Below are 25,950 nucleotides of genomic sequence, written 5' to 3' on the forward strand. Positions count from 1 at the left end.
GGAGGCAGATACCATGGCTAAGGCCCAGATTCTGATCGTTGAGGATGACAGGGACCTGCGGGAGGCGCTGGTCACCACCCTGGAGCTGGCCAAGTTCCGGGTGCGGGAAGCTGCCAACGGCCAGGAGGCGCTTGCCGCCCTGGCTCGCGACCCCGTCGATATGGTGGTCAGCGACGTCAACATGCCGGGCATGTCAGGCCATGAGTTGCTGGCGGAAGTGCAGCGCCATTATCCCGGGCTACCGATGATGCTGATTACTGCCTATGGCCAGATCAGCCACGCGGTGTCTGCCATGCAGTCCGGAGCCATTGATTATCTGGTCAAACCCTTCGAGCCCCAGGTTCTGGTGGAGGCGGTCACCAAGGTGGTGGGTGGCGCGAAACCAAAATCCGGTGACGAACCGGTGGCGGAAGATCCTATCAGCAAAAGAATGTTCCAGTTGGCGGCGAAAGTTGCCGGCAGTGATTCCACGGTCATGATCTCTGGCGAGAGTGGCACCGGTAAAGAAGTGCTGGCCCGCTATATTCACCAGCAGTCGCCCCGGGCAGATCAGCCCTTTGTGGCGATTAACTGTGCCGCCATTCCCGAGAACATGCTTGAGGCCATACTGTTTGGTCATGAAAAAGGGGCCTTCACCGGTGCGGTGGCGTCGTCCCCGGGCAAGTTTGAGCAGGCCAATGGCGGCACCATCCTGCTGGACGAAATTTCCGAAATGGAGCTTGGCTTGCAGTCTAAACTCCTACGGGTGTTGCAGGAGCGTGAAGTGGAGCGGGTAGGAGGACGAAAGACCATCCCGTTGGATGTTCGTGTCGTGGCAACCACCAACCGCGACCTGGCGGATTACGTCCGTGAGGGCAAGTTCCGTGAAGACCTGTATTACCGCCTGACCGTATTTCCCATGCACTGGCAGCCTCTGAGGGAGCGGCCGCTGGATATACTGCCGCTGGCCAAGTTCCTGCTCAAGAAGCACTGTCGGAAAATGAAGCTAACGGGTATTGCCCTGGCGGAGGATGCGCGCAAGGCACTGATCAGCCACCGCTGGCCCGGTAATGTTCGCGAGCTTGATAATGCCATTCAGCGGGCACTGGTGCTGCAGCAGGGCAATGTGATTCACGAGGGCGATTTGTGCCTGGAGCTGGGGATCACTGGCCGGGCCGATTTCGGCTCACCGGGTTTGCACAGTGTCGCACCACAGATTAATCACCAGCCGTCGGAGCCCGAACCCCTCCAGTCCGTTCCGATGGAGTCGGCACCGGAACCGCTCAGTGAAGAGCTTCACGAGGCCGGTTCGCTGGGGGATGATCTGCGACAGCAGGAGTTCCGTATCATTATCCAGACGCTCAAGAAAGAACGAGGCCGTCGCAATCGGGCCGCAGAGCAGCTGGGTATCAGCCCCAGAACGCTCCGCTACAAACTGGCCCAGATGCGCGATGCCGGGATCGACCTTGAGTCCGAACTTGCGTTGGCCTGAAAGCCGTTTTTGTTTGTTGTCTAGACCTATACTCCTTCGGGCACCCTACGGGGTGCCGTTTTTTATACGCCTGTCCTTGCTACCTGTCTTCGTCAAATGTCCGTCACTGATTAACCCTCTCTGACATTAAAGCTTCTCAATCTATTGAATTGAAACGATAAAGTGTTTCTGGCCTGTCATTTGCTTAGCCCTATCCATGTAACGAACAAGTGAAGCCCGAGGGCTTAGCCTGGTTAGCGTGGAGAGAAATATGGTTCAGCGTGCCGACATCAACAGTGTTCTGTCAGATATCCGTTCCCTGCGTTCCCAGATGATGCAGAACCAGCGTATTGAACAGGATCAATCGGTTCGTGGCCGTGTTGACGGCCCGCGCAACGTTCAGGAACCCCGGGAAATTCCCAGTTTCAGCGATATGCTGGGCAATGCGGTCAACAGTGTGAATGATGCCCAGAAGCAGGCCAACGACCTGCGCACGGCCTACGACATGGGTGACCCCAATGTCGATATCACCCGAGTGATGATTGCCGCCCAGAAATCCAGTGTGTCTTTCGAGGCGCTCACCCAGGTGCGTAACCGGGTGGTACGAGCGTACGAAGACATCATGAATATGCCGATCTGATAACGGAGCACCAGCATGGCAAGCGTACCAGCACAAACTACTGCCACTGACGTGCCGGCAACCCAGGACGCGGATGCACCTGAAAGCCGCAGCAACCTTCTGCTGGGCTTCAACCGCCTGAACCTGTTACGACAGGTTGGCCTGATGGTCGGCCTGGCGGCCAGTGTTGCGCTAGGGGTTGCCGTGGTGCTTTGGGCCCAGGAGCCCAACTACCAGCCGGTTGTGGGGGATCTCTCTGCCTACAACCCACAGGATGTCACGACCATTCTGGACAGCAATGGCATCAAGTACCGTATGGACCCGCGCACTGGCGCACTCCTGGTTCCTTCTAATGAAGTTCATAACGCCCGCCTGAAACTGGCCGCCGAGGGGGTGACCGATCGGCGTACCATCGGTTACGAGTTGCTGGATCAGGACCGGGGGCTGGGTACCTCCCAGTTCATGGAAACCATCAGCTATCGCCGTGGTCTCGAGGGTGAGCTGGCCCGCACCATCGCCACCATGCGTGGTGTACGCAATGCCCGGGTACACCTGGCCATTCCCGAGCGTTCGGTGTTTATCCGGGATGCCCGAGAGCCAACGGCGTCGGTGTTCCTGGAAGTGTTTGCCGGTCGCCGGCCCGAACAGGAACAGATCCGCGCCATTGTTAACCTGGTCGCCGGCAGTGTGCCGATGATGAGCCGGGAACAGGTCACGGTGGTGGATCAGAACGGCAATCTGCTGACCGGGGACGAAACCCGGGCTAATGCCGACCAGATGAAAGACCAGTACGAGTATACGGCGCGGGTTGAAGACCGTCTTTCGCGCCGGGTGGCGTCAATGATCGCCCCGATTGTCGGCAATGGACGCTTCCGTACGGAAGTCACCGCAGATCTCGATTTCTCCGCCGTGGAGCGGGCGGAAGAACTGTATAACCCGGAACAGCAGGCGGTGCGCAGCGAACGTGAGCTGAGTGAACAACGCGGTGCCGGTGCGAACGGTGGCATTCCGGGTGCCTTGAGCAACCAGCCCCCGGGCAATGCAACCGTGCCTGAACAGGCAGCGGGCCAGGAAGGTGATGGTGCTCCCGCGGCACCTCCGGTGAATGTGCGTCGTGAATCCACCCGAAACTATGAACTGGACCGCACCGTCAGCTATACACGTCAGCAGTTGGGCGGTATCAAGCGGGTAACCGTTGCCCTGGCAGTGGATGACATGAAGGTGGTGAACCCGGAAACCGGGCAGGTTACCTATGAGCCCTGGCCGGAATCCGAACTTCAGCGCCTGAGTATGCTGGTGCGGGATGCGGTCGGTTACTCGGCCGCCCGAGGCGACAGTGTGACGGTTATGAACACGGCGTTTTCGCCGGAAGAATCGGTGGAGTTTGACACGCCTGGATTCTGGGAGCAGCCCTGGTTCTGGGACCTGATGAAGCAGGTTCTGGCCGGCCTGGTGATTCTGATTCTGGTGTTAGGCTTGCTACGGCCCACGCTCAAGAGCCTTTCTGGCGCGGGAACCAAAGAGCGCAGTGATGAATCTGACGGTGGTGGTTACGGTGGCTTGGATGGAATCGAGGGCGGCGATGCGCTCAGAGACGCTATGTCAGCCCAGGATGATCTGCTTTTGCCGGGTGCCACAGACAGTTATGATAGGCAATTGAATGCTCTCAAAGGCCTGATTGCGGAAGACCCGGCCAGGGTTGCTCAGGTCATGCGCCAGTGGGTGAATGTCGATGACTGAAGAGAACGCTCAGTTCCAGGGGGATAACACCCCCAGAAAACAGCAGCGCAAGATTCCGCGTGTCGAGCAGGCGGCCATACTGTTGATGTCCCTGGGCGAGGCAGATGCCGCCGAGGTGCTCAAACACATGGGCCCGAAAGAAGTACAGCGTGTGGGCGTTGCCATGGCCCAGATGAGGGATATCAGTAAAGACGACGTCACCTTTGTGTTGAACCAGTTTGTCGAAGCCGTGGGCGGCCAGACCGGGCTCGGGGTTGGTAATGACGATTACATCCGGGCCATGCTGACCCAGGCCCTGGGCGATGACAAAGCCGCCAGTTTGATTGACCGGATTCTGGTGGGCGGCAACACCACGGGCCTGGATACCCTGAAATGGATGGAGCCACGGGCCGTTGGCGATATTATCCGTTATGAACACCCCCAGATTCAGGCCATCGTCATTTCCTACCTTGATCCCGACCAGGCCGCCGAAATTCTGGCAACCCTGGATGAAAAAGTCCGGCTTGATGTCATGATGCGGGTAGCCTCTCTGGAAAGCATCCAGCCCCAGGCTCTGCAGGAGCTCAACGACATTCTCGAAAAACAGTTCTCTGGCGGTTCCGCAGCCCAGACCAGTCGGATTGGCGGTGTCAAACGGGCGGCGGATATCATGAACTTCATGGACCGTGGCATTGAAGGTAACCTGATGGACTCCATCAAGGACATGGACCCGGATCTGGCCTCAACCATTGAAGACCTGATGTTTGTCTTCGACAACCTCAAGGAAGTGGACGACCGCGGCATTCAGGCGCTGCTCCGGGAAGTATCTTCCGAAGTGCTGGTGGTTGCCCTTAAGGGCGCTGATGATGCGGTCAAGGACAAGATCTTCAAGAATATGTCGAAGCGTGCCGCTGAACTTCTGCAGGACGATCTGGAAGCGAAGGGTCCGGTGAAAGTCAGCGAGGTGGAAGCCGCCCAGAAAGACATCATTACCGTGGCACGCCGGATGGCGGAAGCCGGTGAGATTTCCCTCGGTGGTGCCGGTGAAGAAATGATGTGATGAAAGATTCAGACCAGGACACCAAGCGCATTCCGAAAGAACAGCTGACCGCCTGGGAACGGTGGGAACTTCCCCTGCTTGATGAACGGGGCAACCAGGTGGTTCAGGAGCAGGAAGTCAAACCGCTGACAGCGGCGGATCTTGAAGAGATTCGTCAGGCCGCCAGGGAAGACGGCTTTCAGGAAGGCCGGGAGGCAGGCTACCAGGAAGGCTTTGAGAAAGGCCGTGCCGAGGGGCACCAGCAGGGGCTTCAGGCCGGCGAAGCAGAGGGCCGGGAACAGGGCCAGCAGCAGGCCGAAGAAGCGACTCGAAAGGAAGTGGAATCCCGGGTTGATCGCCTGGAGCATTTGCTGGGCGAACTGGTGTTGCCGATCCAGCGCCATGAGGAAGAACTGGAATCTGTATTGGTCAATTTGACCACCGTGCTGGCAAGGGCGGTGGTTTACCGGGAGCTTAGCCTGGATTCTTCCCAGATTCGCCAGGTGGTCCGTAAAGCCCTTGCGGCCTTGCCTTCCACCGCCGATAACCTCCGAATACATATTCACCCGGATGATCTTGAGCCGGTTCGCGAAGTGGCCGAACGGTTGGAAGTCAGTCCCTCAATCATCGAAGACGACACCCTGATGCCTGGCGGATGTAAAGTAGAGTCCCGCCACAGTCTGGTGGACTACACCGTTGAGAAACGCTTTCAGCGGGCGGTACAGGGCATGCTTGAGGAGCAGTTGAGTGATCACGCCGGCGCCGAAGATGAAGAGCTGGGTTCAATCATGGCGGACCGGAGCGATTTTCATCGGGACGTCCTGAGCGAATCGGACATGACCAGTCCCGAGACTGATTTTCCGAATGCCGCACCAGAGCAGGGCGAGGACGATGACCTACCGCCTGGCTGAACGCCTGCGCCAGCTTCAGGGCGCCATTGTTGCTGAACCCGAACCGGAATTGTCTGGTCGATTGACCCGCATGGTGGGACTGACCCTCGAGTGTGTTGGCTGCCCGATGGTCGTGGGTGATCGTTGCATCATTCAGGGCGAAAGCAGCGGCAGTGTGGAAGCAGAAGTGGTTGGCTTCGAGGAAGACAAGGTTTACCTGATGCCGCTGACGGCCATCGAAGGCTTAAAGCCCGGCGCCCGGGTGATTCCGCTGTCGTCGGCCAGCCTGGTGCCGGTGGGCCCGCAAATGCTTGGGCGGGTAGTGAACGGTGCTGGCGATCCGTTGGATGGCAAAGGGCCTTTGCAGGCTGAGGCCAGGGTCCAGCTGGCAGGAGACATCATTAACCCACTGAACCGGGCTCCGGTTCGGCAGTCCATGGACGTGGGTATCCGGGCGATCAACGCCTTGCTGACTGTGGGCCAGGGCCAGCGGCTGGGGCTGTTCGCCGGCAGCGGTGTGGGTAAAAGTATGCTGCTTGGCATGATGACCCGGTTTACCGACGCCGATATCACCGTGGTTGGCCTGATTGGTGAGCGGGGTCGGGAGGTCAAGGAGTTCATCGAAGACATTCTGGGCGAGGAAGGTCTGGCCCGCTCGGTTGTGGTGGCTGCCCCGGCGGATGATTCGCCGCTGATGCGGCTGCGGGCCGCCATGCTGACCACCCGTATTGCCGAGTACTATCGTGATCAGGGGAAGCGGGTGCTGCTGTTGATGGATTCGCTTACCCGTTATGCCCAGGCCCAGCGTGAGATTGCCCTGGCTGTGGGGGAACCGCCCGCCACAAAAGGCTATCCGCCCTCGGTCTTCGCAAAATTGCCACAGTTGGTTGAACGGACCGGCAACGGACGGCCAGGTGGTGGCTCCATCACCGCCTTTTATACCGTTCTGACAGAAGGCGATGACCAGCAGGATCCGATTGCCGATGCTGCCCGGGCGATTCTGGATGGCCATATTGTGTTGTCCCGCCGGTTGGCCGAAGAGGGCCATTACCCGGCCATCGATGTGGAAGCGTCTATCAGCCGGGTCATGCCTCAGGTTACCGAAGCCGAACATTTCTCCCGCGCCCAGCGGTTCAAACAGGTGTATTCCCGTTACCAGCAGGCGCGGGACCTGATCAGTGTGGGTGCCTACGTCAAGGGCTCGGACCCGGAAACCGACTTTGCTATTCAGCACATCGGTAATATGCGGCAATTCCTGCAGCAGGGGCTGAACGAGTCCGCCCCCCTGAGCGAGAGCATAGAACAGTTGCTGGAAGTGGTTCCGGAGCGCCGCTCGCCGGAACGGCGCAAGACCGCCGTCCATAACCCCGCCGCCGAGCGTGGTGAAGGTTGATGTTACGCTCGAGGCGGCTGGAACCGGTACTCGCGCTGGAGGAACGTAAGGAGCAAGAAGCTCTGGAGCGCATGGGTGAGGCCCGCAAGCAGGCTGAAGCGCATCGGGAACAGGTGGAAAACCTGGAGCGCTACCAGCAGGAATACCGTGACCAGATCCGTGCCAATCAGCAGGGGGTAGTCCCCGTGGCTCGGCTGCAGGCCTGGCAAGCCTTTATTGCCCAGCTCGATCAGGTAATTGCCCAGCAGAACCGCCAGTTGCAGCAGGCCGAGCAGGTGTTCGAGGTTCGCCGTAAAGAGTGGCAGCAGGCCTGGGAGAGACGTCGGGGTATGGAAAAGTACATTGAATCCTGCCGCCAACAGGAACAGCGGGATCAGGACATGAAGGATCAGAAGTTGGCGGATGAAGCCGCCGGCCGTGCCTTTGCCCGCCGAAACCGCTAGTGCTGCCAATTGATTTGGGTCAGAAGCAACGGATGCATTTTTCGCTAACTTGGCTATGCTTAACCAGATACGGTGAAACCTGAGCAGGGAGAACTGCCATGATCGTTGAACACAGGGGCCGGGGGGTGACGGAATGCCAATAGAAACGCGCCGGAGTGACGACGGTCAGACTCTGACAATCCGGGTAGAGGGCCGTTTTGATTTCAGCACTCATCAGGCCTTCCGAGACGCTTATGAGCACAGTGATGCCAGCGTCAACCGTTATGTGATCGATCTCTCCGACACCACTTACCTCGACAGCTCCGCCCTGGGTATGTTGCTCCTGTTGCGGGACCATGCCGGTGGAGACAGTGCCAGTATCTCTATCGAGAACTGCAACAGCGATGTCCGGCGCATCCTCTCTATCTCCAATTTTGAGCAACTCTTCAGCATCGGCTGAGGCCGACGCCCTGAAGGTACTGATCGCTGAAGACAGCGACAGTGACCGGCTGATCCTCTCTGCCCTGGTTCGGCGACTTGGCCATCAGGTTGTTGAGGCCAGGGACGGCGTAGAGGCGGTTGGCATGTTCTGTGACCATCAGCCGGATATCGTCCTGCTGGATGCGCTGATGCCCAGAATGGATGGCATGGAGGCGGCCCGGCAGATCAAGGCCCTGGCCGGTGAACGTCTGGTCCCCCTGATTTTCCTGAGTTCCCTGTCCGATGCCACTGAGCTGGCCCGTTGCCTGGAGGCTGGGGGCGACGATTTTCTGGTGAAACCCTATAACCGGGTGATCCTGGAAGCCAAGATCAATGCCTTCAATCGCATGCGCAAGATGCACCAGGTGTTATCAGACCAGCGGGACCAGATCCGCCGGCAGCACGAACAACTGGTCGAGGAACAGATGGTCGCCCGGCGGGTATTCGACAACGTTGCCCATACCGGATGCCTGAATGCACCCCATATCCGCTACCACGCTTCCCCGCTGTCTGTCTTCAATGGCGACGTACTGTTTGCTGCGGAACGTCCCGGGGGCGGTACGTTGATCTTTCTGGGAGATTTCACTGGCCATGGCTTGCCTGCGGCCATCGGCGCCATGCCCGTTGCCGAGATTTTCTACGGCATGGCAACCAAGGGGTTTGGCGCGGCGGACATTCTCTCTGAGATCAATCGAAAGCTGAAGAAGATCCTGCCGGTGGGGATGTTCTGTTGTGGGGCCATGCTCGATGCTGATTTCAAGCTGGGCCAGCTGCGCGCCTGGAATGGCGGATTGCCGGATGGCTGGTTGGTGCGTGCCAATGGCAAACACCTGACCATCCCCTCCCGGCATTTGCCGTTGGGGGTCCAGGCCCCCGATCAGTTCCAGGCCTCCATGACGGTGCTGCCTGTGCAACCTGGTGATCAGGTTGTCATCATGACCGATGGCTTCTCGGAGTCACGGAATGTCCGGGGTGAGCAATTCGGGGAAGCAGGCGTGCACCGGGTTCTGGCGGATCTTGAGCCACCAAAGGAGCCCTTTGATGCGCTGATGGAGCACATTCGCATGTTCACCGGAAAACCGGATGCCGCGGATGATCTGACGCTGTGTGTGCTGGAAATCATTCATCACGAACAGCTCCAGGCACGGACTGACCGGGCGCCGGAATCGGCGCTGTCAGGGCCGGTCGACTGGCACTGTGTCTATGAGGTACGAGAGCGAACGCTAGCAGATTTCAACCCGCTACCCCTACTGCTCCACATTTGTATGGAGGTCCCTGGTCTTCGTCGCAAGAGCGGTGAGGTTTACACCCTGTTGTCCGAGCTCTACAACAACGCCCTGGAACACGGCGTGCTCGAACTGCCGTCGGATTGGAAAACATCCCCCGACGGATTTGGTCACTATTACAAGGAAAGAAGACGTCGACTGGCCCATACCAACGGCCACTATATCCGGTTTGCCCTGAGCCACCAGCCCACGGATACCGGCGGTCGGTTGCATGTGGTTTGTGAGGATAGCGGGCAGGGCTTTGATTTTGAGAGTTATTCTGAGAAGGTGTTGGAACAGAGGTTGCCTCCCGGTACACGTTACGCGGGCCGCGGCCTTGAATTATTGCGCCGGATGACCCGGCAGCTGAGGGTGCATGGGCGCGGCAATCATGTAGAAATCGTTTATGATTGGGAGTCAACCGCACTCGCCGACAATGCGCCTTCCGGCCACAACGATACGCAGAGGATTGCAGATGACTGACAAACCACATCTTGACGAAGAGGCGTTGGCTGAATTGCAGGATGTCATGGAAGATGAGTTTGAAGTATTGATTCAGACCTATCTGGCAGACTCGCGAACGCGCCTGGACAGCCTCAGACAGACCCTGGAAGCAGGCGACGCCGATGCCTTTGCCAAAACCGCCCATAGTTTCAAGGGCAGCTGTATCAATATCGGTGCGCCGTGTCTCGGGGCATTGTGTATGGAGGCTGAGCAGGCGGGTAAGGCTGGCAACCTGGATGCGGCAGAGCCCATTGTCAAAGCCATAGAAGTGGAATTCTCTGAGGTGACCACACGGCTGAATTCCTTTGGTGAATCAACCTGACACCTGTTCTGGCATCGCTTTTGCAATCTTCTGCTCAGAGCCCGATTGCGGGCAATACAGGTTGATAAAGCGGCAAGAGGTTGCCATGCAGCAGATGATTCTTCCCCAGGCGCCAGCGCCGGGGGCACAGAAGGACACAGCGACCAACAAACCGGCGAGCAATCGGGATTCCGGCTCTGAATCTCGGTTTGACGAGGTCTCCCGCGCGGAAAGGAAGCGCCTGGACCAAAAGCAGGCAGACCGTCAGGACCAGAGCCGAGCGGTTCAGGACAAGCGCGAAGCCCGGCGTGCCGACAAGAAAGACGCCAATGCGCCCAAAGAGTCCACTGCCTCGGAAAGTGCCGATAAGCCGGGCGCCCCGGTTACAGCGGGTAAAGAGCCTGGTTCACAGCGCACGGCGGCCGAACAGGACGATCCTGCCCAGATTGATACAGTGACCATGACCTTCGCCAGTCTGCAGTCCTTGCTAACGCCCGCAGGCAATGCCTTGCCGGCTACGGATGCCGATCCCCTGATGAACCCCGCCCTGATGCCGATGGCTGGCATGCAAGGCGCCATCAATGGCCAGAACGGACAACAAGGCCCGGCTACCGCCACCATGAATCTGAGTACGCAACTAACTGACCTGTTGTCGGCCGGCGTGGCCGGTGAAAGTACAAGACCGGTTGATCCCGCCAACCTGTTGTCGGCCCCCAAATTCCAGGCAGCCCTCGAGGTTGCTTCACAACAGGCGGCGCAGCCCGCACGGCTGGCGGCAGAGGCTGCTGTGCCCCTGAAGGGATATGCCACATCGGTAGAAGTGCCCGTGGGGCAGGCGGAATGGGGCGACAAGGTGATGGGCAAGCTCAGCTGGCTGACCGCCCGAAACATGTCTGTGGCAGAAATTCACCTGACGCCGCCGGATATGGGACCGATGGAGGTAAAGGTTCGGGTACAGAATGACCAGGCCAACATCACCGTGCATGCCGCCAACCCGGTTGTACGGGAGCAGCTGGAACTCAACTCCCACAGGCTGCGGGATATGCTGGGGGAGCAGGGTTTGTCTCTGAGTCAGTTTGATGTTTCCGACCAGCCCGGCAGGCAGGGTGGTGAGCAGGGAGATGGTTCCGGAGAGCATGCGTCGGCTGGCGAAAGTGGCGGGCCGTTGACCGGAGATACTGATGAGTCCCTGCAAGAGATGGCTGGCCTCGACCTGGCCTGGAAGGGTGAGGTGGATGTGTTTGCCTGATCTTGTTCGTTTTCTGACCGCTTTGCGTTAACTCTCCAATCCTCTTTGCCCATCCCCTCCGGCAACGCTAAACTGCGGTTCTGAACCGGGGGGGATGGGAGTTCTGGCCCGCCCCTTGCATTAATCATGGAAAGTCAGGTGCAGATTGCCTGACTGACAAAAATCTGACAAAGCGGACATTATGGCTGAGAACACTGCTGCACCGGCACCCGCCAAGAAAGGTAAACTGAAGCTCATCATCATGCTGGTGGTGATCATTGTTCTGGCAGTTGCGCTTTCGGTCGCTGGAACGCTCTGGTTCCTGGGGGGAGGCCTTCCAGGTGGCGGAGAGGGAGAGCAGCAGGCCTCTCCGGCAGAGCCGGCCTTTGTCGCCAGCAGCTATATTGACCTGGAGCGCCCTCTGGTGACGACAGTTCAGGCCCAGGGGCGCCAGCGTTATGCCCAGGTTCACCTGTCACTCGAAGCGTCGGACCCAGCCGCCCTGGCCGCGGCGGAAACACACATGCCGTTGATTCGCAGCCAGTTGGTGATGGTTCTGGGGAACAGTGAATTCAATGAGCTGCAAACGCCGGAAGGGCGGTCAGCCCTTGCCGAGCAGCTGCTAACGACCGTTAATCAGGTGCTTGAGGAAGAAGGCGAGCCGTCGATCAAGCGGGTGCTATTCAGAAACTTTGTAGTGCAATAGGTACCCGATCGGGTAAACGAATCTCAGGGCAGGGTCAGGTATGCAGGATTTATTGTCACAGGACGAAATTGATGCGCTTCTCCACGGTGTGGATGACGGTGACATAGATACCTATGAAGAGACTGATGAAACCGGCGTAAAGACCTACGACCTGGCCAGTCAGGACCGTATCGTCCGTGGCCGTATGCCCACCCTTGAGATGATCAACGAGCGGTTTGCCCGCTACACCCGTATCAGCCTGTTCAACCTTTTACGCCGGAATGCTGACGTCTCCACCGGTGGCGTGCAGATCATGAAGTTCGGTGAATATATTCACACCCTGTATGTGCCCACCAGTCTCAACCTGTGCAAGGTGCGCCCACTGCGTGGCACCTCGCTGTTCGTTCTGGACGCCAAGCTGGTGTTCAAGCTGGTGGATAACTTCTTCGGCGGGGAGGGCAGGCACGCCAAGATCGAGGGCCGTGAATTCACGCCCACCGAAACCCGTATTGTCCAGATGGTTCTGAACCAGGTTTTCCACGACATGAAAGAAGCCTGGCATGCGGTCCTGCAGGTGGAATTCGAATACCTGAGCTCGGAAGTGAATCCGGCGATGGCCAATATTGTCAGCCCGAGCGAAGTGGTGGTGGTCAGTACCTTCCATATCGAACTGGATGGCGGTGGTGGTGAGCTGCACTTTGCTTTGCCCTATTCCATGATTGAGCCCATTCGGGATGTGCTGGATGCCGGGGTGCAGAGCGATATCGACGATGTTGATGAGCGGTGGGTTAATGCCCTGCAGGAAGACATCAAGGAAGTGAATGTTCCGATCAATACAACGGTTTGCCGGCGCAGGATATCACTTAGGGATATTGCCAGGATGAAGGCCGGGGATGTGATCCCTGTAGAAGTGCCCGAGCATTTGACGGTTACCGCCAATGGAATTCCGATCTACAAGGCCACACTGGGAACCCGAGACGGAAAGCTGGCGCTGAGAATTCATGAGCGGGCGACATTGCCCAAAGTAAAGAAACAACTGAAGGTGGGACGCAATGGCTGAGGACGACAAGAAAGACGATAAGGAGCTCAGCGAGGACGAAAAGCTGGCTGCTGAGTGGGAAGCTGCCATGGAGGAAACCGGCGGTTCTGAAGAGAGCGATGCGGATGGCCGTGAGGACGAATGGGCAGCCGCGATGGCCGAAGCCGAGGGAGCCGATGAGCCCGGGCAGGATGTCCGTGCCGCCCCGATGGAAGAATTCCCTGACGACGCAGGTATGGGTGGTAGCGGGGAAGCTCCGGATATCGACGTTATCCTCGATATTCCAGTGACCATCTCCATGGAAGTGGGCAACACCCAGATTCCAATCCGCAACCTGCTGCAGCTTAACCAGGGCTCTGTGATTGAGCTGGACAGACTGGCGGGTGAGCCGCTGGATGTGCTGGTGAATGGCACCTTGATTGCCCACGGCGAGGTTGTGATGGTGAATGAAAAGTTCGGTATCCGCCTGACCGATGTGATCAGCCCGGGTGAGCGCATCAAACGGTTGCAGAAGTAACATGGTGCGACTTCTGAACGGCCTGGTGCCCCTTATTTTTGCTGTTCCAGCATTCGCCGAGGAGGCCAGTGCACCGGCTCGGGACGCTGGCCGAAACGCGCCGGATACTCTGGGGACCATTGTCAGCCTGGGCCTTGGGTTGCTGGCGGTTGTCGCGGTGATCTACGGCTGTGCCTGGCTGATCCGGCGTATGAACGGCATGACCGGCATGAATAACAACGCGATCAAGGTGGTCTCTGTGCTGGCCATTGGGGCCCGGGAGCGGATTGCCCTGGTGGAGGTGGGTGGCCAACAAATATTGCTGGGTATTACCCCTTCCACCATTCGAACCCTGCAGGTGTTCGACCACCCGGTTGTGGATTCCGCCAACCCTCCCACCGGTGAGTTTGCCCGCCGGTTACAGGGCATGATCGGCAAGTCCTGGTCGGCACCGGAAAGGAAAGACTGACGCTATGACCGTGGCTCTGCTCAAACGCTGTCTGCCATTGCTTTTGCTGTTCCCCGGGTTGTTGCTGGCGCCTGCGGCTTTTGCCGACCTGCCAGGCATTCCGGCCTTTACGGTGCAGCCTGGAGAAAACGGAACCGAGGAATACTCGGTCACCCTGCAAATCCTGGCGTTGATGACAGCACTGACCTTCCTGCCCGCCATGTTGATGATGATGACATCGTTCACCCGCATCATCGTGGTCTTCGCCATTCTCCGGCAGGCCCTGGGTTTGCAGGCAACGCCATCCAACCAGATTCTGCTGGGTTTGGCACTGTTCCTGAGTATTTTTATCATGAAGCCAGTGCTGGAAGAAGCCAACCGGGTGGGGTTGCAGCCCTATATGCAGGAGGAGGTCACCTCCCTGGAAGCCGTGGAGCTGGCCAGCCAGCCGTTCCGCCGGTTCATGCTGGAGCAGACGCGGGAGTCTGATCTCGCGTTGTTTATGCGCATCGCGGATGTGCAGTATGAAACCCCCGAAGACGTTTCCTTCTGGGTGCTGATGCCGGCGTTTGTGACCAGTGAACTCAAGACAGCGTTTCAGATCGGGTTTATTCTGTTCATACCCTTTCTTATCATCGATATGGTGGTGGCCAGTGTTCTGATGGCCATGGGTATGATGATGCTGTCGCCCATCATCATCTCTTTGCCATTTAAAATCATGCTCTTTGTTCTGGTGGATGGCTGGGCCCTGATCATGGGTACCCTTGCCGCCAGTTACGGGATATAGGAGGCCAGCCATGACCCCAGAGACCGTGATCGACATTCTGCGCGAAGCGCTCTGGATGATCGTGTTGCTTGCCGCCGTCATTATCGGGCCGGGTCTGGTGATCGGTCTGGTGGTGAGTACCTTCCAGGCAGCTACCCAGATCAACGAGCAGACCCTGAGCTTTCTACCTCGCCTGTTGGTCACACTGATAGTGATCATTGCGCTCGGCCCGTGGATGCTGACCCTGCTGCTCGATCATGCCAATCGCCTGATATCCAGCATCCCTTTCCTGATCGGCTGACGGGATGGTACCGGCGGAGTTCAGTGCAGACCTGATTGGCCAATGGGTGGGCCAGCACCTGTGGCCGCTGTTCCGGCTGGCCAGTTTCCTGATGGTTATCCCTATCTTTGGCACCCAGCTGGTGCCCGCACGGGTGCGTCTCGGGCTGGCCCTGCTGATGACTGTCCTCATTGCCCCGTTGATTCCCGAAGTTCCCCAGGTTGAGGCGTTCAGTGCGGATGCCGTGGTGATCACCCTGCAGCAAATCCTGATCGGCGTTGGGCTGGGGTTTGCGCTGACCGCCCTGTGGCAGCTTTTCGTGATTGCCGGCCAGATGATCGCCATGCAGATGGGTCTTGGTTTTGCCTCCATGATGGACCCGGCCAATGGCGTCAACGTGCCGGTACTGGCGCAAATCTACACCATCACCATCACTCTGTTGTTTCTCGCCATGAACGGACACCTGGTGGCGTTCGAAGTGTTCATTGAGAGCTTCTACATCATGCCCATTGGCATGGAGGGGCTTGGCCAGGCGGGCGTGTGGGATCTTGCCCACCGGATCAGCTGGATGTTTGTGTCGGCCATTCTTCTGGCACTGCCCGCCGTCACTGCCGTGTTCATCGTCAATATCTCCTTTGGCGTGATGACCCGCGCCGCTCCGCAGATGAATATCTTTGCCCTCGGTTTCCCCATTGGCCTGATTTTTGGATTGTTTGCTATCTGGGTGCTGCACGCCAATTTTCTGCCGCACTTTGAGCAGTACACCCGGGAAACCTTTGATTTTATGCGGCAGCTGCAGGGGCAACCATAGCCATGGCTGAAGAGAACGATAACAGCCAGGAGAAAACCGAAGAGCCGACCCCCCGACGACTTGAGAAAGCCAAGGAGGACGGCCAGACTGCTCGTTCGAAAGAGCTGGCCACCATGTCGGTGTTACTGGCCGGTGCTGGCGGCCTTCTGATGTTTGGAGGCAGTCTTGGGGCAACCCTTGAGAGCATCATGCGGGATGCCTTTGTGATTGAGCGCGCCGCGATCTACGACACCCGCCACATGAGTGTTCAACTCATACTTTCTGCCAAGGCAGCTGCCTTTGCCTTGTCTCCCATTCTGATCATGCTCTTGGTGGCGGCCATCGCAGGCTCTATTGGCATTGGTGGTTTGTTGTTCAGCGCCAAGGCGATTGCCCCGAAAGGCAGCCGGATGAATCCCATCAAGGGTCTGGGGCGGATGTTCTCGATGCGTTCCCTCATTGAGCTGGTCAAGGCCATTGCCAAGGTGGGGTTGGTGCTTTCGGTGGCCATTCTGATTCTCAACCTGCGCACTGAGGACCTGCTTGCGATCGCTGAAGAGCCGGTTATTCCGGCCATGGCCCATGTGGTCTGGACCTTGGGCTGGAGCTTCTTTTTCCTGTCCTGTGCCACCATCATCATTGCCATGATTGATGTGCCGTTTCAGATCTACGATCACCAGAAGAAGCTGCGTATGACCAAGCAGGAGGTGAAGGACGAGTACAAGGACACCGAGGGTAAGCCAGAGGTAAAGGGCAAGATTCGCCAACTGCAGCGTGAGATGGCCCAGCGCCGGATGATGCAGGATGTGCCGACAGCGGATGTGGTGATTACCAACCCGACCCATTATGCGGTGGCGTTAAAGTACAACCAGGATTCGATGGGCGCGCCGGTGGTGGTGGCCAAGGGGGCGGATGAGATTGCCTTCAAGATTATGGAGATTGCCCGTGAGCACAAGGTAGAGATCCTGCGGACGCCGCCGCTGACCCGGGCGGTGTATCACAACACCGATGTGGGGCAGGAGATTCCCGATGGTTTGTATATGGCCATTGCTCAGGTGTTGGCTTATGTGTTTCAGCTTCGGCAGTTCCGCAAGGGGCGCGGGGCAAAACCGGGCATGCCTGATTTTCCGATTCCGCCGGAGATGCGGCGCGATATTTAGATCTTGGAGTTTGGCTCTGATTGTAGCCTGATGGTTTGGTGCGGCGAGCCGTCGGCATGGCCTCCCAAAAAACGCTACGAGCTCATCCATGAGCGCTTCGCTCCGGCCCTCCATGGCCTACGAGATTTTTGGGAGGCCATGCCGACGGCTCGCGACCGAATTGGCCAGTATAGGAATCAGAGCGTTCGTGAATTGAATCGGACAACGCCGGGATGGAAATCCGGCGGCTGTTAGGGGAGAGAGGTCAGGCCGAGCTCGTGTCGACCTGACCGGTTTCATTTACTAAGCCTTGGGCTCCTGAATTCGCTTACCCCAGGCTTCTTTCTCGCCTGGCAGGATCAGGTTCAAGGCGATCGCGACAACCGCGCACAGAGCAATACCTTCCAGCGTACCAACCACCATGTTGCCGATGCCGAACACCAGGGTCACGCCTACGATCACCAGGTTACGGGACTGGGACAGGTCTACCTGGTGGCGGATCAGGGTGTTCAGGCCGACCACGGCGATGGAGCCAAACAGCAGGCACAGGATGCCGCCCATAACCGGAACCGGAATGGTCTGCAGGGCTGCACCGAACTTGCCGACGAAGGCCAGGACGATGGCGGTACCGGCGGCCCACCACATGACTTTCGGGTTGAAGTTGCGGGTCAGCATCACGGCGCCGGTGACTTCAGAGTAGGTGGTGTTGGGTGGCCCACCGAGCATGGAGGCGGCGCTGGTGGCCAGGCCGTCGCCCAGCAGGGTGCGGTGCAGGCCGGGCTTTTGCAGGTAGTTTTTGCGGGTGACGTTGCCGATGGCCAGTACGTCGCCGATGTGTTCAATGGCCGGGGCGATGGCGACCGGGATCATGAACAGGATGGCGCCCCAGCTGAAGGCGGGTGCGACGAAGTTGGGAACGGCAAACCACGGGGCCTCCTGGACCGGGGTGGTGTCTACAATGCCGGCGAACCAGGACAGGATGTAGCCAACGATCACCCCGAACATGATCGGGATGAGCCGGAAGATGCCCTTGGCCCAGACCGACATGACGATGGTGACGGCCAGGGAGATCATGGCGATGACAATGGCGGTGTTGTAGGGCACCAGTTCGGCGGCGCCGTCTCCGGTGCGGCCAGAGGCCATATGCACCGCCACCGATGCCAGTCCCAGGCCGATGGTCATAATCACCGGGGCGATGACCACAGGCGGCAGCAGGCGGGTGACAAAGCCCGTGCCCCTTGCCCGCACGGCGCCGGCTAGGATGATGTACAGGATGCCGGCCGCCATCAGGCCCCCAAGAGTTTCTTCCAGCCCGAAGCGGCCTTTGGCGGCGATGATTGGTGCGATAAAGGCAAAGGATGAGGCCAGGAAGATGGGGATCTGGCCGCCGGTGACCACGTGGAAGATCAGGGTGCCGACGCCGGCAGTAAACAACGCGACGTTGGGGTCCAGCCCGGTGATCAGGGGCATCAATACCAGGGCGCCGAAGGCGACCAGTAGCATCTGGGAGCCGGCTAGTGCCTGCTTCCATACGGGTTCATTGGTGTGTTCCTGCATGCTCAGACGTCCTTCTGCTTGGTGCCGAAGATCTTGTCACCGGCATCGCCCAGGCCAGGCAGGATGTAGCCTTTTTCGTTCAGGCGCTCATCAACAGAAGCGGTGTAGATGGAAACGTCCGGGTGTTTCTCCAGTACTTTCTCGATACCCTCCGGGGCAGCCACCAGCACCAGGGCCCGAATTTCGGTGCTGCCGGCTTTCTTGAGCAGGTCGATGGTGGAGATCATGGAGCCACCGGTGGCCAGCATCGGGTCGATGATCAGGGCCATACGCTGGTCCAGCTCGCCCACCAGCTTTTCCAGATAGGTTTCAGCTTCCAGGGTGTCTTCGTTACGGATCTGGCCTACCACGCTCACTCGTGCCACCGGGATCAGGCTCAGCACGCCGTCGAGCATGCCCAGGCCAGCGCGCAGAATCGGCACGATGGTGACTTTCTTGCCGTGAATCTGTTCCACGGTCACCGGCCCGGCCCAGCCATCAATGGTCTTTTCCTGCAGGTTGAAGTCTTTGGTCGCCTCGTAGGTCAGAAGCGCGCCAACTTCCTGTGCCAGTTCACGAAAATTCTTGGTGCTGATGTCTGCGCGGCGCATCAGGCCGAGTTTGTGGCGGATCAGGGGGTGCTTCACTTCGTGGATCGGCATTGGGGTCACCTGTGTGTTCGAATGTTCGGGCTTGGATTCGGATGCAATAAATGGCGCAAGGATACCGTATCTGGGCGCCTGCGTCAGGCGCTGGTCGTGCCGTAAATATCAAAAATTGTAAGGCCTGGTACGGTTCTTGCGATGACTCTCCCAGATTGGCGCGCCGCGTCAGATTTTCGACCCTGACAGTTCCGGAAAGCACGGCAGAGCGGAGAAGTATCCAGCATGGACAGAGCGTTAGTTCTGAGTAACGTCAAAACCCTGACGCGGGGCAGTATCGGTATTCCGCTGATGCTGATGGGCTTGTTGGGTATGATGATCCTGCCCATGCCGGCCTTCCTGCTGGATGTGTTCTTTACCTTCAACATCACTTTGTCCATCGTCATCCTGCTGGTGTGTGTGTACGCGCTTCGGCCCATGGAGTTTGCGTCGTTCCCGACGGTACTGCTGGTTGCCACGCTCCTGCGCCTGGGGTTGAACGTGGCCTCTACCCGGATTGTCCTGCTCAACGGTCACGAAGGTGGCGATGCCGCCGGTAAGGTGATCGAATCGTTCGGTGAGGTACTGATCGGCGGTAACTACGCCGTTGGTCTGGTGGTGTTTGCCATCCTGATGATCATCAACTTCCTGGTAGTGACCAAGGGCGCCGGCCGGGTGTCGGAAGTCAGTGCCCGCTTTACCCTGGACGCCATGCCCGGCAAACAGATGGCCATTGATGCGGATTTGAACGCGGGCCTGATCAACCAGGACGAGGCCAAAAGCCGCCGTTCGGAGATTGCCCAGGAAGCGGATTTCTATGGGTCCATGGATGGTGCGTCCAAGTTTGTGAAGGGCGATGCCATTGCGGGGTTGCTGATTCTTGCGATCAATATCATCGGTGGTATCTCGATCGGCATGCTCCAGCATGGCCTGGACTTTGGCCTGGCGATGCAGCGGTACGCGCTGCTGACCATCGGTGACGGCCTGGTTGCCCAGATTCCATCACTGTTGCTGTCTACTTCCGCTGCCATCATGGTAACGCGGGTAACGGCCAGCCAGGACATGGGCGGGCAGATCATTCATCAGATGTTCAACGCGCCGAAGGCCATCGGTATTGCCGCCGTCATCCTGATTATCCTGGGCCTGATTCCGGGCATGCCCCATGTTGCCTTCCTTGGATTGGGCAGCCTTGCGGCCGGTGCGGCCTGGCTGATCTGGAAAAAGCAAAGCCAGACTGTGGAAGAAGAGGGCGTTTACGCCGGTCGTGGCGGCATGGCTGGTGGAGCGCCCCGTGCCGGTGGCGAGGTGGTTCAGGATCGGTCCGGCGCAGAAGGACAGGCGCTGCCGGCGCCCGGTGAAACCCGGGAGCTGGGCTGGGATGATGTGGCGACCGTTGACATCGTTGGTCTGGAAGTGGGCTACCGGCTGATTCCTCTGGTCGATAAATCCCAGGGCGGGCAGCTGCTCAGTCGCATCAAGGGGGTTCGCAAAAAACTGTCTCAGGATCTGGGTTTCCTGATGCCGTCAGTGCACATTCGGGACAATCTGGACCTGATGCCAAACGTCTATCGCATTACCCTGATGGGTGTGACCATTGCCGAGGCGGAGATTCACCCGGAACGTGAGCTGGCCATTGATCCGGGCCAGGTGTTCGGCAAGGTGGAAGGCATTGCCGGCAAAGACCCGGCCTTCGGCCTGGATGCCATCTGGATTGAGCCTGACAAGAAAGACCAGGCCCAGACTCTGGGCTACACCGTGGTGGATGCCAGCACGGTGGTGGCTACCCACCTTAACCAGATTCTGCAAAAGCACGCCCATGAACTTATCGGCCATGAAGAGGCCCAGAAGTGGCTGGACCAGTTGGAGAAAATGGCTCCGAAACTGGCTGAGGAGCTGGTGCCTACGACGATCTCCGTGAGCGTCCTGTTGCGGGTGCTTCAGAATCTGCTCCGGGAAGAAGTGCCGGTCAGGGATATGCGCTCCATTGCCGAAGCCATCGTTAACGTCCACCCCAGAAGCCAGGACCCGAAACTGTTGACCACCCTGGCTCGGCAGGCGTTGCGCCGAATGATCGTTCAAAGCATCTGTGGCAACGACACCGAGATACCGGTGATCACTCTGGATCCAGACCTGGAACAGTTGTTGCTTAAGTCAGTACAACAGAGTCAACAATCCGGCGGACAGGACGATATTGGCCTGGTGCTTGAGCCCAATATGGTGGAAAAGCTGCAGCGGTCCCTTCAGGACAGTGTTCAGCGCCAGGAAATGCTGGGCAAGCCGGCGATTCTTCTGGTTTCCGGGCCCTTGCGGCCAGTGCTGGCAAAGTTTGCCAGTTATGGGGTAGAGCGTTTGCATGTGCTCTCGTACCAGGAAATTCCGGATAACAAACAGATCACGATAGTCGCCTCTGTTGGTCAGTAAGGCCGGCAGGGCAAGGCGAACACCCGATTCGGGCACGCCGGTGGAGGATGAAGCGCTATGAAAGTACAACGGTTTTTTGCAAAGACCATGGCCGAAGCCCTGAAACAGGTCAGTCATGAGATGGGACCGGATGCCGTTATTTTGTCCAATCGCCGGGTGGACGGAGGCGTCGAAATTGTGACGGCCCTGGACTATGACGAAAATATGGCACGCCAGCGCCTTGGCGAGAAAGCGGCACAGGCCACCAACGGCTCGCGCCTGGCGGAGCTGCAGGCAGACCAGCATCGTCGGCTGGAAGAAGAGTTGAACCGATCACGCAGTCGCATTCGCGAAGTGCGGGAGAAGCGGGCGGGTGTCGGCGCGGAATATGATCGTGCACCGGCTGACGATCGGCCGGCTGCCGACTGGTCAGGTGAGTTGGCCGGGGGGTCGACCTCGGTGGGCAATGCAGGTGGCCGGCCAGCGGCGGGCTACTCGGATGAGTTGGCGAGCATGAGAGCGGAAATCAACTCCCTGAGAGAGATGGTCAGCGGCCGTACCTCGGTACCCGAGAAGCCTGCAGTCGCGGCATCCAATGCAGTTCAGCAGAGGCTTGCCGAGCGGCTGCAGGAATTTGGTCTGGGCGCGGAGCTGGCAACCTCTCTGTCCCGTCAGCATCGTGCCGGCAGGTTGGAAGACGGTTGGAAGCAATCCCTGAAGATGCTGGCCACCGGCGTACGTACCGCTCGGGAAGACTGGCTTGAGGCCGGCGGCGTCTATGCGCTGGTGGGGCCAACCGGGTCTGGGAAGACCACCACCATTGGCAAGCTGGCAGCCCAATATGTACTGGAGCATGGGCCGGATTCCCTGGCGTTGGTCACCACCGATCGCTACCGGGTGGCAGCCCATGAACAGCTATTCGTGTTTGGCCGTATTCTCAATGTGCCGGTCCGGGTTGTGGACGAGAGTCATTCCCTGGATGACATTCTGGACGAATTGTCAGATCGGCACCTGGTTCTGATTGATACCGCCGGGCTGACCAGCTCGGATCGCGGTTATCAGGAACAGCTGGCGGAGTTGGCCCGGAGCGATCACAATATCCGTACCCATCTGGTCGTGTCTGCCACCAGCCAGCCGCGCATCATGAAATCCGTGTGGCATTGCTATAAGATGGCAAACCTTGCAGGCTGCGTCATGACCAAGATTGACGAAGCGCTGACACTGGGTGAGTCTTTGGGCTTTGTCATGGAAACCGGCCTGCCAGTGGCGTGGTATACCGATGGCCAGAAGATTCCCGAAGACCTGCACTGGGCCGAGGCCATTCCTCTGGTGCGGTTGGGCGTAGAACGCCTGAAAACAATGCAGCACGGCCAGGCCGTTGCAGAAGGGGCCTGAGGCCCGGTGGTACAGCCGGTGCGCTGCCGTTTGTGCCCACACAAGAACGCAGTAAGAGACTGATAACAGTATGAGCAGACCACATCCGGTTCAGGTGATTGCGGTTACCGGCGGCAAGGGCGGTGTCGGCAAGAGTAATGTGTCCGTCAACCTCGGTATCGCGCTGGCCCAGAAAGGCCGGCGGGTGGTGTTGCTGGATGCGGACCTTGGCCTTGCCAATATCGACGTGCTGTTGGGCATTACCGCCAATCGCAATCTGCAGGATGTGCTCAGTGGCGAGTGCGACCTCAAGGACGTTCTGGTCAACGGCCCGGGTGGTATCAAGATTGTTCCCGCATCGTCCGGCACCCAGCGTATGACCCAGTTGAGCCCGATGGAACATGCGGGGCTGATCAACGCCTTCAGCGAGCTGGGTGACCAGATTGATGTGCTGATTGTTGACACCGCAGCCGGTATTTCCGAGTCCGTCGTCAGTTTCCTGCGGGCCTCCCAGGAATTGCTGCTGGTGGTGTGCGATGAGCCTACCTCGATTACCGACGCCTATGCCCTGATCAAGCTGATGAATCGCGACTACGGTACCAACCGTTTCCGTATTCTGGCGAATCAGGTGCGAAATGAGCAGGAAGGTCGGCATCTGTATGAAAAACTGACCCGTGTCACCGAGCGTTTCCTTGATGTAGCACTACAATATGTAGGTATCGTGCCTTACGACGAAGCCGTCAAAAAAGCCGTTCAGCGGCAGCGGGCCGTTCTGGATGCCTATCCACGGGCCAAGGCGTCGCTGGCGATCCGTGCCCTGGCAGAGAAAGTGGACAGCTGGCCGCTGCCATCATCGCCAAGAGGGCATCTGGAGTTTTTCGTGGAGCGGCTCGTCGAAGTCTGATCTGAATCCAGTCCTATAAGAAAACCGGATACATGACATTGGCGAAAAACCTGGGAATCTACCATCAGGCTGGCGCAAAAGGTCCCTCTCAGCTGATTGAGGAGCATGCGCCGCTGGTCAAGAAAATCGCCCTACACTTGATGGCCCGTTTGCCGGCCTCGGTTCAGCTTGAAGATCTTATGCAGGCGGGCATGATCGGCCTGCTGGAAGCTGCGCAACGCTATTCCACCGGCAAGGGTGCCACCTTTGAAACCTACGCAGGTATTCGTATCCGCGGTGCCATGGTGGATGAAATCCGCAAGGGCGACTGGGTTCCCCGCTCCGTTCACCGCAATGCCCGCCGTATCGCGGCAGCCATCAAGACGGTTGAAGACCGCACCGGGCGCGAGGCCCAGGATGTTGATGTTGCCGAAGAGCTGGGCATTGACCTGTCGGAATATCATGCCTCCCTGGCAGACGCCAACAGTGGCCGACTTTTTAGCCTTGATGAGCTCAATGAATCCGGGGAGCTGCCGATAGAAGAAACAGAGGCCAGCGATAATCCCCTGGATGGCATTGCATCAAATGCATTCCAGAAAAGCCTGGCAGAGGCAATTGAGGAGCTTCCTGAGCGAGAAAAGCTGGTGTTGAGCCTCTACTACCAGGAAGAGCTCAACCTGAAGGAAATTGGCGCGGTGCTTGGCGTCAGCGAGAGCCGGGTCAGCCAGATTCATAGCCAGGCGGCCCTTCGTCTCAGGGGACGGTTGTCCGATTGGCGGGAAGACGAGCCAGAATAAACCGGGCCGGCGCTGACCGCGCGGCGCGTAACTGTGTAGATTTTGGTAACCGGCGCTTTACAACGCGGCCAAACAACACACAATAAGCGGTTAAAGCAGCGGCCTGCTAGACTTTCAAAAGGCTTAATGAAATCCGGGTGTTACTGACTGGAGGTCCCATTGGACAAAAACATGAAAATTCTCATTGTGGATGACTTTTCCACAATGCGGCGAATCATCAAGAATCTGCTGCGCGATCTTGGCTTCACCAATACGGATGAAGCGGACGATGGCAACACTGCCTTGCCCATGCTCAGGAGCGGCAAGTACGACTTCCTGGTGACCGACTGGAACATGCCAGGCATGTCGGGTTTTGATCTGCTCAAGGCGGTGCGGGCAGACGAGAACCTGAAGAACCTGCCGGTGCTGATGGTAACTGCGGAGGCCAAGCGTGACCAGATTGTGGCGGCGGCCCAGGCCGGCGTTAACGGGTACGTCGTCAAACCCTTTACCGCTGCCGTTCTCAAGGAAAAGATTGAGAAGATCTTCGAGCGAATCCAGTAACCAGAGGTCGGATGGCTGTCATGACTGACAAGAACGAGAACCATCAGGGCCTCGACCCGGAGGTAACCGAAAAGCTCCAGCAGCAGAGTTCGGAGTTGGCCGAATGTATCAGTTCCGGTAACTACGCCCGGGCAATGTCGGTGATCAACGAGCTAAGTGAAGTTCGCGACCAGAGCCTCTATCGGGAAGTGGGGCGGTTGACCCGGAGCCTGCACGAGGCTATCCGGAATTTTCAGATAGACGCCCGCAGTGCCGAGCAGAAAGAAGCCTTGTCCAAGATGTCCGATGCCTCGGATCGGCTGGCCTACGTTGTCCAGATGACCAGCCAGGCGGCCAATCGCACCATGGACCTGGTCGAAGAAAGCATGCCGGTGGCGCACACCATGCGCGACGAAGCGACCGCCCTGCGAGACGAATGGCAGCGGTTGCGCCGTCGGGAAATGGAGCCGGCAGAATTCCGGGAACTGTACGGCCGCATTGATCGCTTCTTTGCGGGCCTGGCCACAGATTCCGATACCCTGTACAGCAATCTGTCTGAAATCCTTCTGGCCCAGGACTTCCAGGATCTTACCGGGCAGGTTATCCAGAAAGTCACGGCCCTTGTGAAAGAAGTCGAAGAGAACCTGCTTGGCCTGGTGGTGATGGCCAGCCACGTGGACCAGCTCACCGGCACCGTGCACCAGATTGAAGAAAAAGAAGAATCGGCCGAAAAAGGGGTAGGGCCTCAGATCAAGGCTGAGGAGCGTGATGATGTAGTTTCGGGGCAGGACGACGTTGATGACCTGTTATCCAGTCTCGGTTTCTGAACGATTATAGAGGGTGA

Annotated in this window: 27 protein-coding genes; 25 read left to right on the forward strand and 2 right to left on the reverse strand. The window is 58.4% G+C overall.

Annotated features, from left to right (window positions below; genetic code table 11):
• Window positions 1–13: 13 nt before the first annotated feature.
• The 19 genes from FIV08_RS06575 to flhB all read left to right on the forward strand — a co-directional run bounded on the left by FIV08_RS06575 (window position 14) and on the right by flhB (window position 16,974).
• Complete coding sequence (locus FIV08_RS06575) at window positions 14–1,471, forward strand: sigma-54-dependent transcriptional regulator (RefSeq protein ID WP_152437751.1); 1,458 nt, start codon at window positions 14–16, stop codon at window positions 1,469–1,471.
• A gap of 250 nt (window positions 1,472–1,721) precedes the next feature.
• Complete coding sequence (gene fliE, locus FIV08_RS06580; protein WP_072677674.1) at window positions 1,722–2,090, forward strand: flagellar hook-basal body complex protein FliE; 369 nt, start codon at window positions 1,722–1,724, stop codon at window positions 2,088–2,090.
• 15 nt (window positions 2,091–2,105) lie between these two features.
• On the forward strand, window positions 2,106–3,809 hold the full coding sequence (gene fliF / locus FIV08_RS06585; protein WP_152437752.1) for a flagellar basal-body MS-ring/collar protein FliF: 1,704 nt from the start codon (window positions 2,106–2,108) through the stop codon (window positions 3,807–3,809).
• Window positions 3,802–4,848, forward strand: coding sequence for a flagellar motor switch protein FliG (gene fliG / locus FIV08_RS06590; RefSeq protein ID WP_058090175.1), 1,047 nt, complete (start codon window positions 3,802–3,804; stop codon window positions 4,846–4,848). The genes fliF and fliG overlap by 8 nt, the downstream gene beginning before the upstream one ends.
• A complete protein-coding gene (locus FIV08_RS06595) occupies window positions 4,848–5,738 on the forward strand; it encodes a flagellar assembly protein FliH (protein WP_152437753.1) in 891 nt (296 codons plus the stop codon). The genes fliG and FIV08_RS06595 overlap by 1 nt, the downstream gene beginning before the upstream one ends.
• Window positions 5,719–7,110: a flagellar protein export ATPase FliI gene (gene fliI, locus FIV08_RS06600; RefSeq protein WP_152437754.1), complete on the forward strand. Its 1,392-nt coding sequence runs from the start codon at window positions 5,719–5,721 to the stop codon at window positions 7,108–7,110. Before FIV08_RS06595 ends, fliI begins: the two co-directional genes overlap by 20 nt.
• On the forward strand, window positions 7,110–7,553 hold the full coding sequence (fliJ, locus tag FIV08_RS06605) for a flagellar export protein FliJ (protein ID WP_152437755.1): 444 nt from the start codon (window positions 7,110–7,112) through the stop codon (window positions 7,551–7,553). The genes fliI and fliJ overlap by 1 nt, the downstream gene beginning before the upstream one ends.
• A 133-nt stretch (window positions 7,554–7,686) precedes the next feature.
• Window positions 7,687–7,992: an STAS domain-containing protein gene (locus FIV08_RS06610; RefSeq protein ID WP_058090171.1), complete on the forward strand. Its 306-nt coding sequence runs from the start codon at window positions 7,687–7,689 to the stop codon at window positions 7,990–7,992.
• Window positions 7,967–9,760: a SpoIIE family protein phosphatase gene (locus FIV08_RS06615; RefSeq protein WP_416376906.1), complete on the forward strand. Its 1,794-nt coding sequence runs from the start codon at window positions 7,967–7,969 to the stop codon at window positions 9,758–9,760. The genes FIV08_RS06610 and FIV08_RS06615 overlap by 26 nt, the downstream gene beginning before the upstream one ends.
• A complete protein-coding gene (locus FIV08_RS06620) occupies window positions 9,753–10,103 on the forward strand; it encodes an Hpt domain-containing protein (RefSeq protein WP_152437757.1) in 351 nt (116 codons plus the stop codon). Before FIV08_RS06615 ends, FIV08_RS06620 begins: the two co-directional genes overlap by 8 nt.
• A gap of 85 nt (window positions 10,104–10,188) precedes the next feature.
• The gene (locus FIV08_RS06625; RefSeq protein WP_152437758.1) at window positions 10,189–11,331 is read left to right on the forward strand and encodes a flagellar hook-length control protein FliK; all 1,143 of its coding nucleotides are present in this window, start codon (window positions 10,189–10,191) and stop codon (window positions 11,329–11,331) included.
• 181 nt (window positions 11,332–11,512) lie between these two features.
• Window positions 11,513–12,016 (forward strand): flagellar basal body-associated FliL family protein, encoded by a 504-nt coding sequence (locus tag FIV08_RS06630; protein ID WP_152437759.1) that lies wholly within the window; start codon window positions 11,513–11,515, stop codon window positions 12,014–12,016.
• A 40-nt stretch (window positions 12,017–12,056) separates the two neighbouring features.
• Complete coding sequence (gene fliM / locus FIV08_RS06635) at window positions 12,057–13,055, forward strand: flagellar motor switch protein FliM (protein WP_058090166.1); 999 nt, start codon at window positions 12,057–12,059, stop codon at window positions 13,053–13,055.
• Window positions 13,048–13,551 (forward strand): flagellar motor switch protein FliN, encoded by a 504-nt coding sequence (fliN, locus tag FIV08_RS06640; RefSeq protein WP_058090165.1) that lies wholly within the window; start codon window positions 13,048–13,050, stop codon window positions 13,549–13,551. The genes fliM and fliN overlap by 8 nt, the downstream gene beginning before the upstream one ends.
• Window position 13,552: 1 nt before the next feature.
• Window positions 13,553–13,999 (forward strand): flagellar biosynthetic protein FliO, encoded by a 447-nt coding sequence (gene fliO / locus FIV08_RS06645; RefSeq protein WP_152437760.1) that lies wholly within the window; start codon window positions 13,553–13,555, stop codon window positions 13,997–13,999.
• A gap of 4 nt (window positions 14,000–14,003) precedes the next feature.
• Complete coding sequence (fliP, locus tag FIV08_RS06650; protein ID WP_072677662.1) at window positions 14,004–14,765, forward strand: flagellar type III secretion system pore protein FliP; 762 nt, start codon at window positions 14,004–14,006, stop codon at window positions 14,763–14,765.
• A 10-nt stretch (window positions 14,766–14,775) separates the two neighbouring features.
• Window positions 14,776–15,045: a flagellar biosynthesis protein FliQ gene (gene fliQ / locus FIV08_RS06655; protein WP_106695404.1), complete on the forward strand. Its 270-nt coding sequence runs from the start codon at window positions 14,776–14,778 to the stop codon at window positions 15,043–15,045.
• A gap of 4 nt (window positions 15,046–15,049) precedes the next feature.
• The gene (gene fliR, locus FIV08_RS06660) at window positions 15,050–15,835 is read left to right on the forward strand and encodes a flagellar biosynthetic protein FliR (protein ID WP_072677661.1); all 786 of its coding nucleotides are present in this window, start codon (window positions 15,050–15,052) and stop codon (window positions 15,833–15,835) included.
• A gap of 2 nt (window positions 15,836–15,837) precedes the next feature.
• A complete protein-coding gene (gene flhB / locus FIV08_RS06665) occupies window positions 15,838–16,974 on the forward strand; it encodes a flagellar biosynthesis protein FlhB (protein ID WP_152437761.1) in 1,137 nt (378 codons plus the stop codon).
• Between the two features lie 282 nt (window positions 16,975–17,256).
• Here the strand turns inward: flhB and FIV08_RS06670 are convergent, their stop codons facing one another.
• Complete coding sequence (locus FIV08_RS06670; RefSeq protein WP_152437762.1) at window positions 17,257–18,510, reverse strand: uracil-xanthine permease family protein; 1,254 nt, start codon at window positions 18,508–18,510, stop codon at window positions 17,257–17,259.
• A gap of 2 nt (window positions 18,511–18,512) precedes the next feature.
• Complete coding sequence (gene upp, locus FIV08_RS06675; protein ID WP_058090158.1) at window positions 18,513–19,151, reverse strand: uracil phosphoribosyltransferase; 639 nt, start codon at window positions 19,149–19,151, stop codon at window positions 18,513–18,515.
• 225 nt (window positions 19,152–19,376) lie between these two features.
• Here upp and flhA point away from each other — a divergent pair, with 225 nt between their 5' ends.
• The 6 genes from flhA (at window position 19,377) to FIV08_RS06705 (ending at window position 25,933) form a co-directional block, all read left to right on the forward strand.
• Window positions 19,377–21,551: a flagellar biosynthesis protein FlhA gene (gene flhA, locus FIV08_RS06680; protein WP_058090157.1), complete on the forward strand. Its 2,175-nt coding sequence runs from the start codon at window positions 19,377–19,379 to the stop codon at window positions 21,549–21,551.
• Between the two features lie 57 nt (window positions 21,552–21,608).
• Complete coding sequence (gene flhF / locus FIV08_RS06685; RefSeq protein ID WP_152437763.1) at window positions 21,609–22,925, forward strand: flagellar biosynthesis protein FlhF; 1,317 nt, start codon at window positions 21,609–21,611, stop codon at window positions 22,923–22,925.
• Window positions 22,926–22,995: 70 nt separating this feature from the next.
• A complete protein-coding gene (locus tag FIV08_RS06690; protein WP_058090155.1) occupies window positions 22,996–23,808 on the forward strand; it encodes a MinD/ParA family protein in 813 nt (270 codons plus the stop codon).
• A gap of 32 nt (window positions 23,809–23,840) precedes the next feature.
• Complete coding sequence (locus FIV08_RS06695; RefSeq protein WP_061331817.1) at window positions 23,841–24,584, forward strand: RNA polymerase sigma factor FliA; 744 nt, start codon at window positions 23,841–23,843, stop codon at window positions 24,582–24,584.
• A 159-nt stretch (window positions 24,585–24,743) separates the two neighbouring features.
• Window positions 24,744–25,127, forward strand: a complete 384-nt coding sequence (cheY, locus tag FIV08_RS06700; protein WP_011785448.1) for a chemotaxis response regulator CheY — start codon at window positions 24,744–24,746, stop codon at window positions 25,125–25,127.
• Window positions 25,128–25,147: 20 nt separating this feature from the next.
• Complete coding sequence (locus FIV08_RS06705; RefSeq protein ID WP_138436592.1) at window positions 25,148–25,933, forward strand: protein phosphatase CheZ; 786 nt, start codon at window positions 25,148–25,150, stop codon at window positions 25,931–25,933.
• Window positions 25,934–25,950 lie beyond the last annotated feature (17 nt).

The sequence above is a fragment of the Marinobacter sp. THAF197a genome (assembly GCF_009363275.1).
Taxonomy (GTDB): Bacteria; Pseudomonadota; Gammaproteobacteria; order Pseudomonadales; family Oleiphilaceae; genus Marinobacter.

Bases quoted from the DNA above. Each gene is read 5' to 3' on its own strand.
- flhB (WP_152437761.1), top strand. From the start codon at position 15,838: ATGGCTGAAGAGAACGATAACAGCCAGGAGAAAACCGAAGAGCCGACC.
- fliI (WP_152437754.1), top strand. From the start codon at position 5,719: ATGACCTACCGCCTGGCTGAACGCCTGCGCCAGCTTCAGGGCGCCATT.
- fliE (WP_072677674.1), top strand. From the start codon at position 1,722: ATGGTTCAGCGTGCCGACATCAACAGTGTTCTGTCAGATATCCGTTCC.
- fliQ (WP_106695404.1), top strand. From the start codon at position 14,776: ATGACCCCAGAGACCGTGATCGACATTCTGCGCGAAGCGCTCTGGATG.
- FIV08_RS06670 (WP_152437762.1), bottom strand. From the start codon at position 18,510: ATGCAGGAACACACCAATGAACCCGTATGGAAGCAGGCACTAGCCGGC.
- upp (WP_058090158.1), bottom strand. From the start codon at position 19,151: ATGCCGATCCACGAAGTGAAGCACCCCCTGATCCGCCACAAACTCGGC.
- flhF (WP_152437763.1), top strand. From the start codon at position 21,609: ATGAAAGTACAACGGTTTTTTGCAAAGACCATGGCCGAAGCCCTGAAA.
- flhA (WP_058090157.1), top strand. From the start codon at position 19,377: ATGGACAGAGCGTTAGTTCTGAGTAACGTCAAAACCCTGACGCGGGGC.
- FIV08_RS06595 (WP_152437753.1), top strand. From the start codon at position 4,848: ATGAAAGATTCAGACCAGGACACCAAGCGCATTCCGAAAGAACAGCTG.
- fliM (WP_058090166.1), top strand. From the start codon at position 12,057: ATGCAGGATTTATTGTCACAGGACGAAATTGATGCGCTTCTCCACGGT.
- fliO (WP_152437760.1), top strand. From the start codon at position 13,553: ATGGTGCGACTTCTGAACGGCCTGGTGCCCCTTATTTTTGCTGTTCCA.
- fliR (WP_072677661.1), top strand. From the start codon at position 15,050: ATGGTACCGGCGGAGTTCAGTGCAGACCTGATTGGCCAATGGGTGGGC.
- FIV08_RS06620 (WP_152437757.1), top strand. From the start codon at position 9,753: ATGACTGACAAACCACATCTTGACGAAGAGGCGTTGGCTGAATTGCAG.
- FIV08_RS06610 (WP_058090171.1), top strand. From the start codon at position 7,687: ATGCCAATAGAAACGCGCCGGAGTGACGACGGTCAGACTCTGACAATC.
- FIV08_RS06630 (WP_152437759.1), top strand. From the start codon at position 11,513: ATGGCTGAGAACACTGCTGCACCGGCACCCGCCAAGAAAGGTAAACTG.
- fliP (WP_072677662.1), top strand. From the start codon at position 14,004: ATGACCGTGGCTCTGCTCAAACGCTGTCTGCCATTGCTTTTGCTGTTC.
- FIV08_RS06625 (WP_152437758.1), top strand. From the start codon at position 10,189: ATGCAGCAGATGATTCTTCCCCAGGCGCCAGCGCCGGGGGCACAGAAG.
- fliN (WP_058090165.1), top strand. From the start codon at position 13,048: ATGGCTGAGGACGACAAGAAAGACGATAAGGAGCTCAGCGAGGACGAA.
- FIV08_RS06690 (WP_058090155.1), top strand. From the start codon at position 22,996: ATGAGCAGACCACATCCGGTTCAGGTGATTGCGGTTACCGGCGGCAAG.
- fliJ (WP_152437755.1), top strand. From the start codon at position 7,110: ATGTTACGCTCGAGGCGGCTGGAACCGGTACTCGCGCTGGAGGAACGT.
- fliG (WP_058090175.1), top strand. From the start codon at position 3,802: ATGACTGAAGAGAACGCTCAGTTCCAGGGGGATAACACCCCCAGAAAA.
- FIV08_RS06575 (WP_152437751.1), top strand. From the start codon at position 14: ATGGCTAAGGCCCAGATTCTGATCGTTGAGGATGACAGGGACCTGCGG.
- FIV08_RS06695 (WP_061331817.1), top strand. From the start codon at position 23,841: ATGACATTGGCGAAAAACCTGGGAATCTACCATCAGGCTGGCGCAAAA.
- fliF (WP_152437752.1), top strand. From the start codon at position 2,106: ATGGCAAGCGTACCAGCACAAACTACTGCCACTGACGTGCCGGCAACC.
- FIV08_RS06705 (WP_138436592.1), top strand. From the start codon at position 25,148: ATGACTGACAAGAACGAGAACCATCAGGGCCTCGACCCGGAGGTAACC.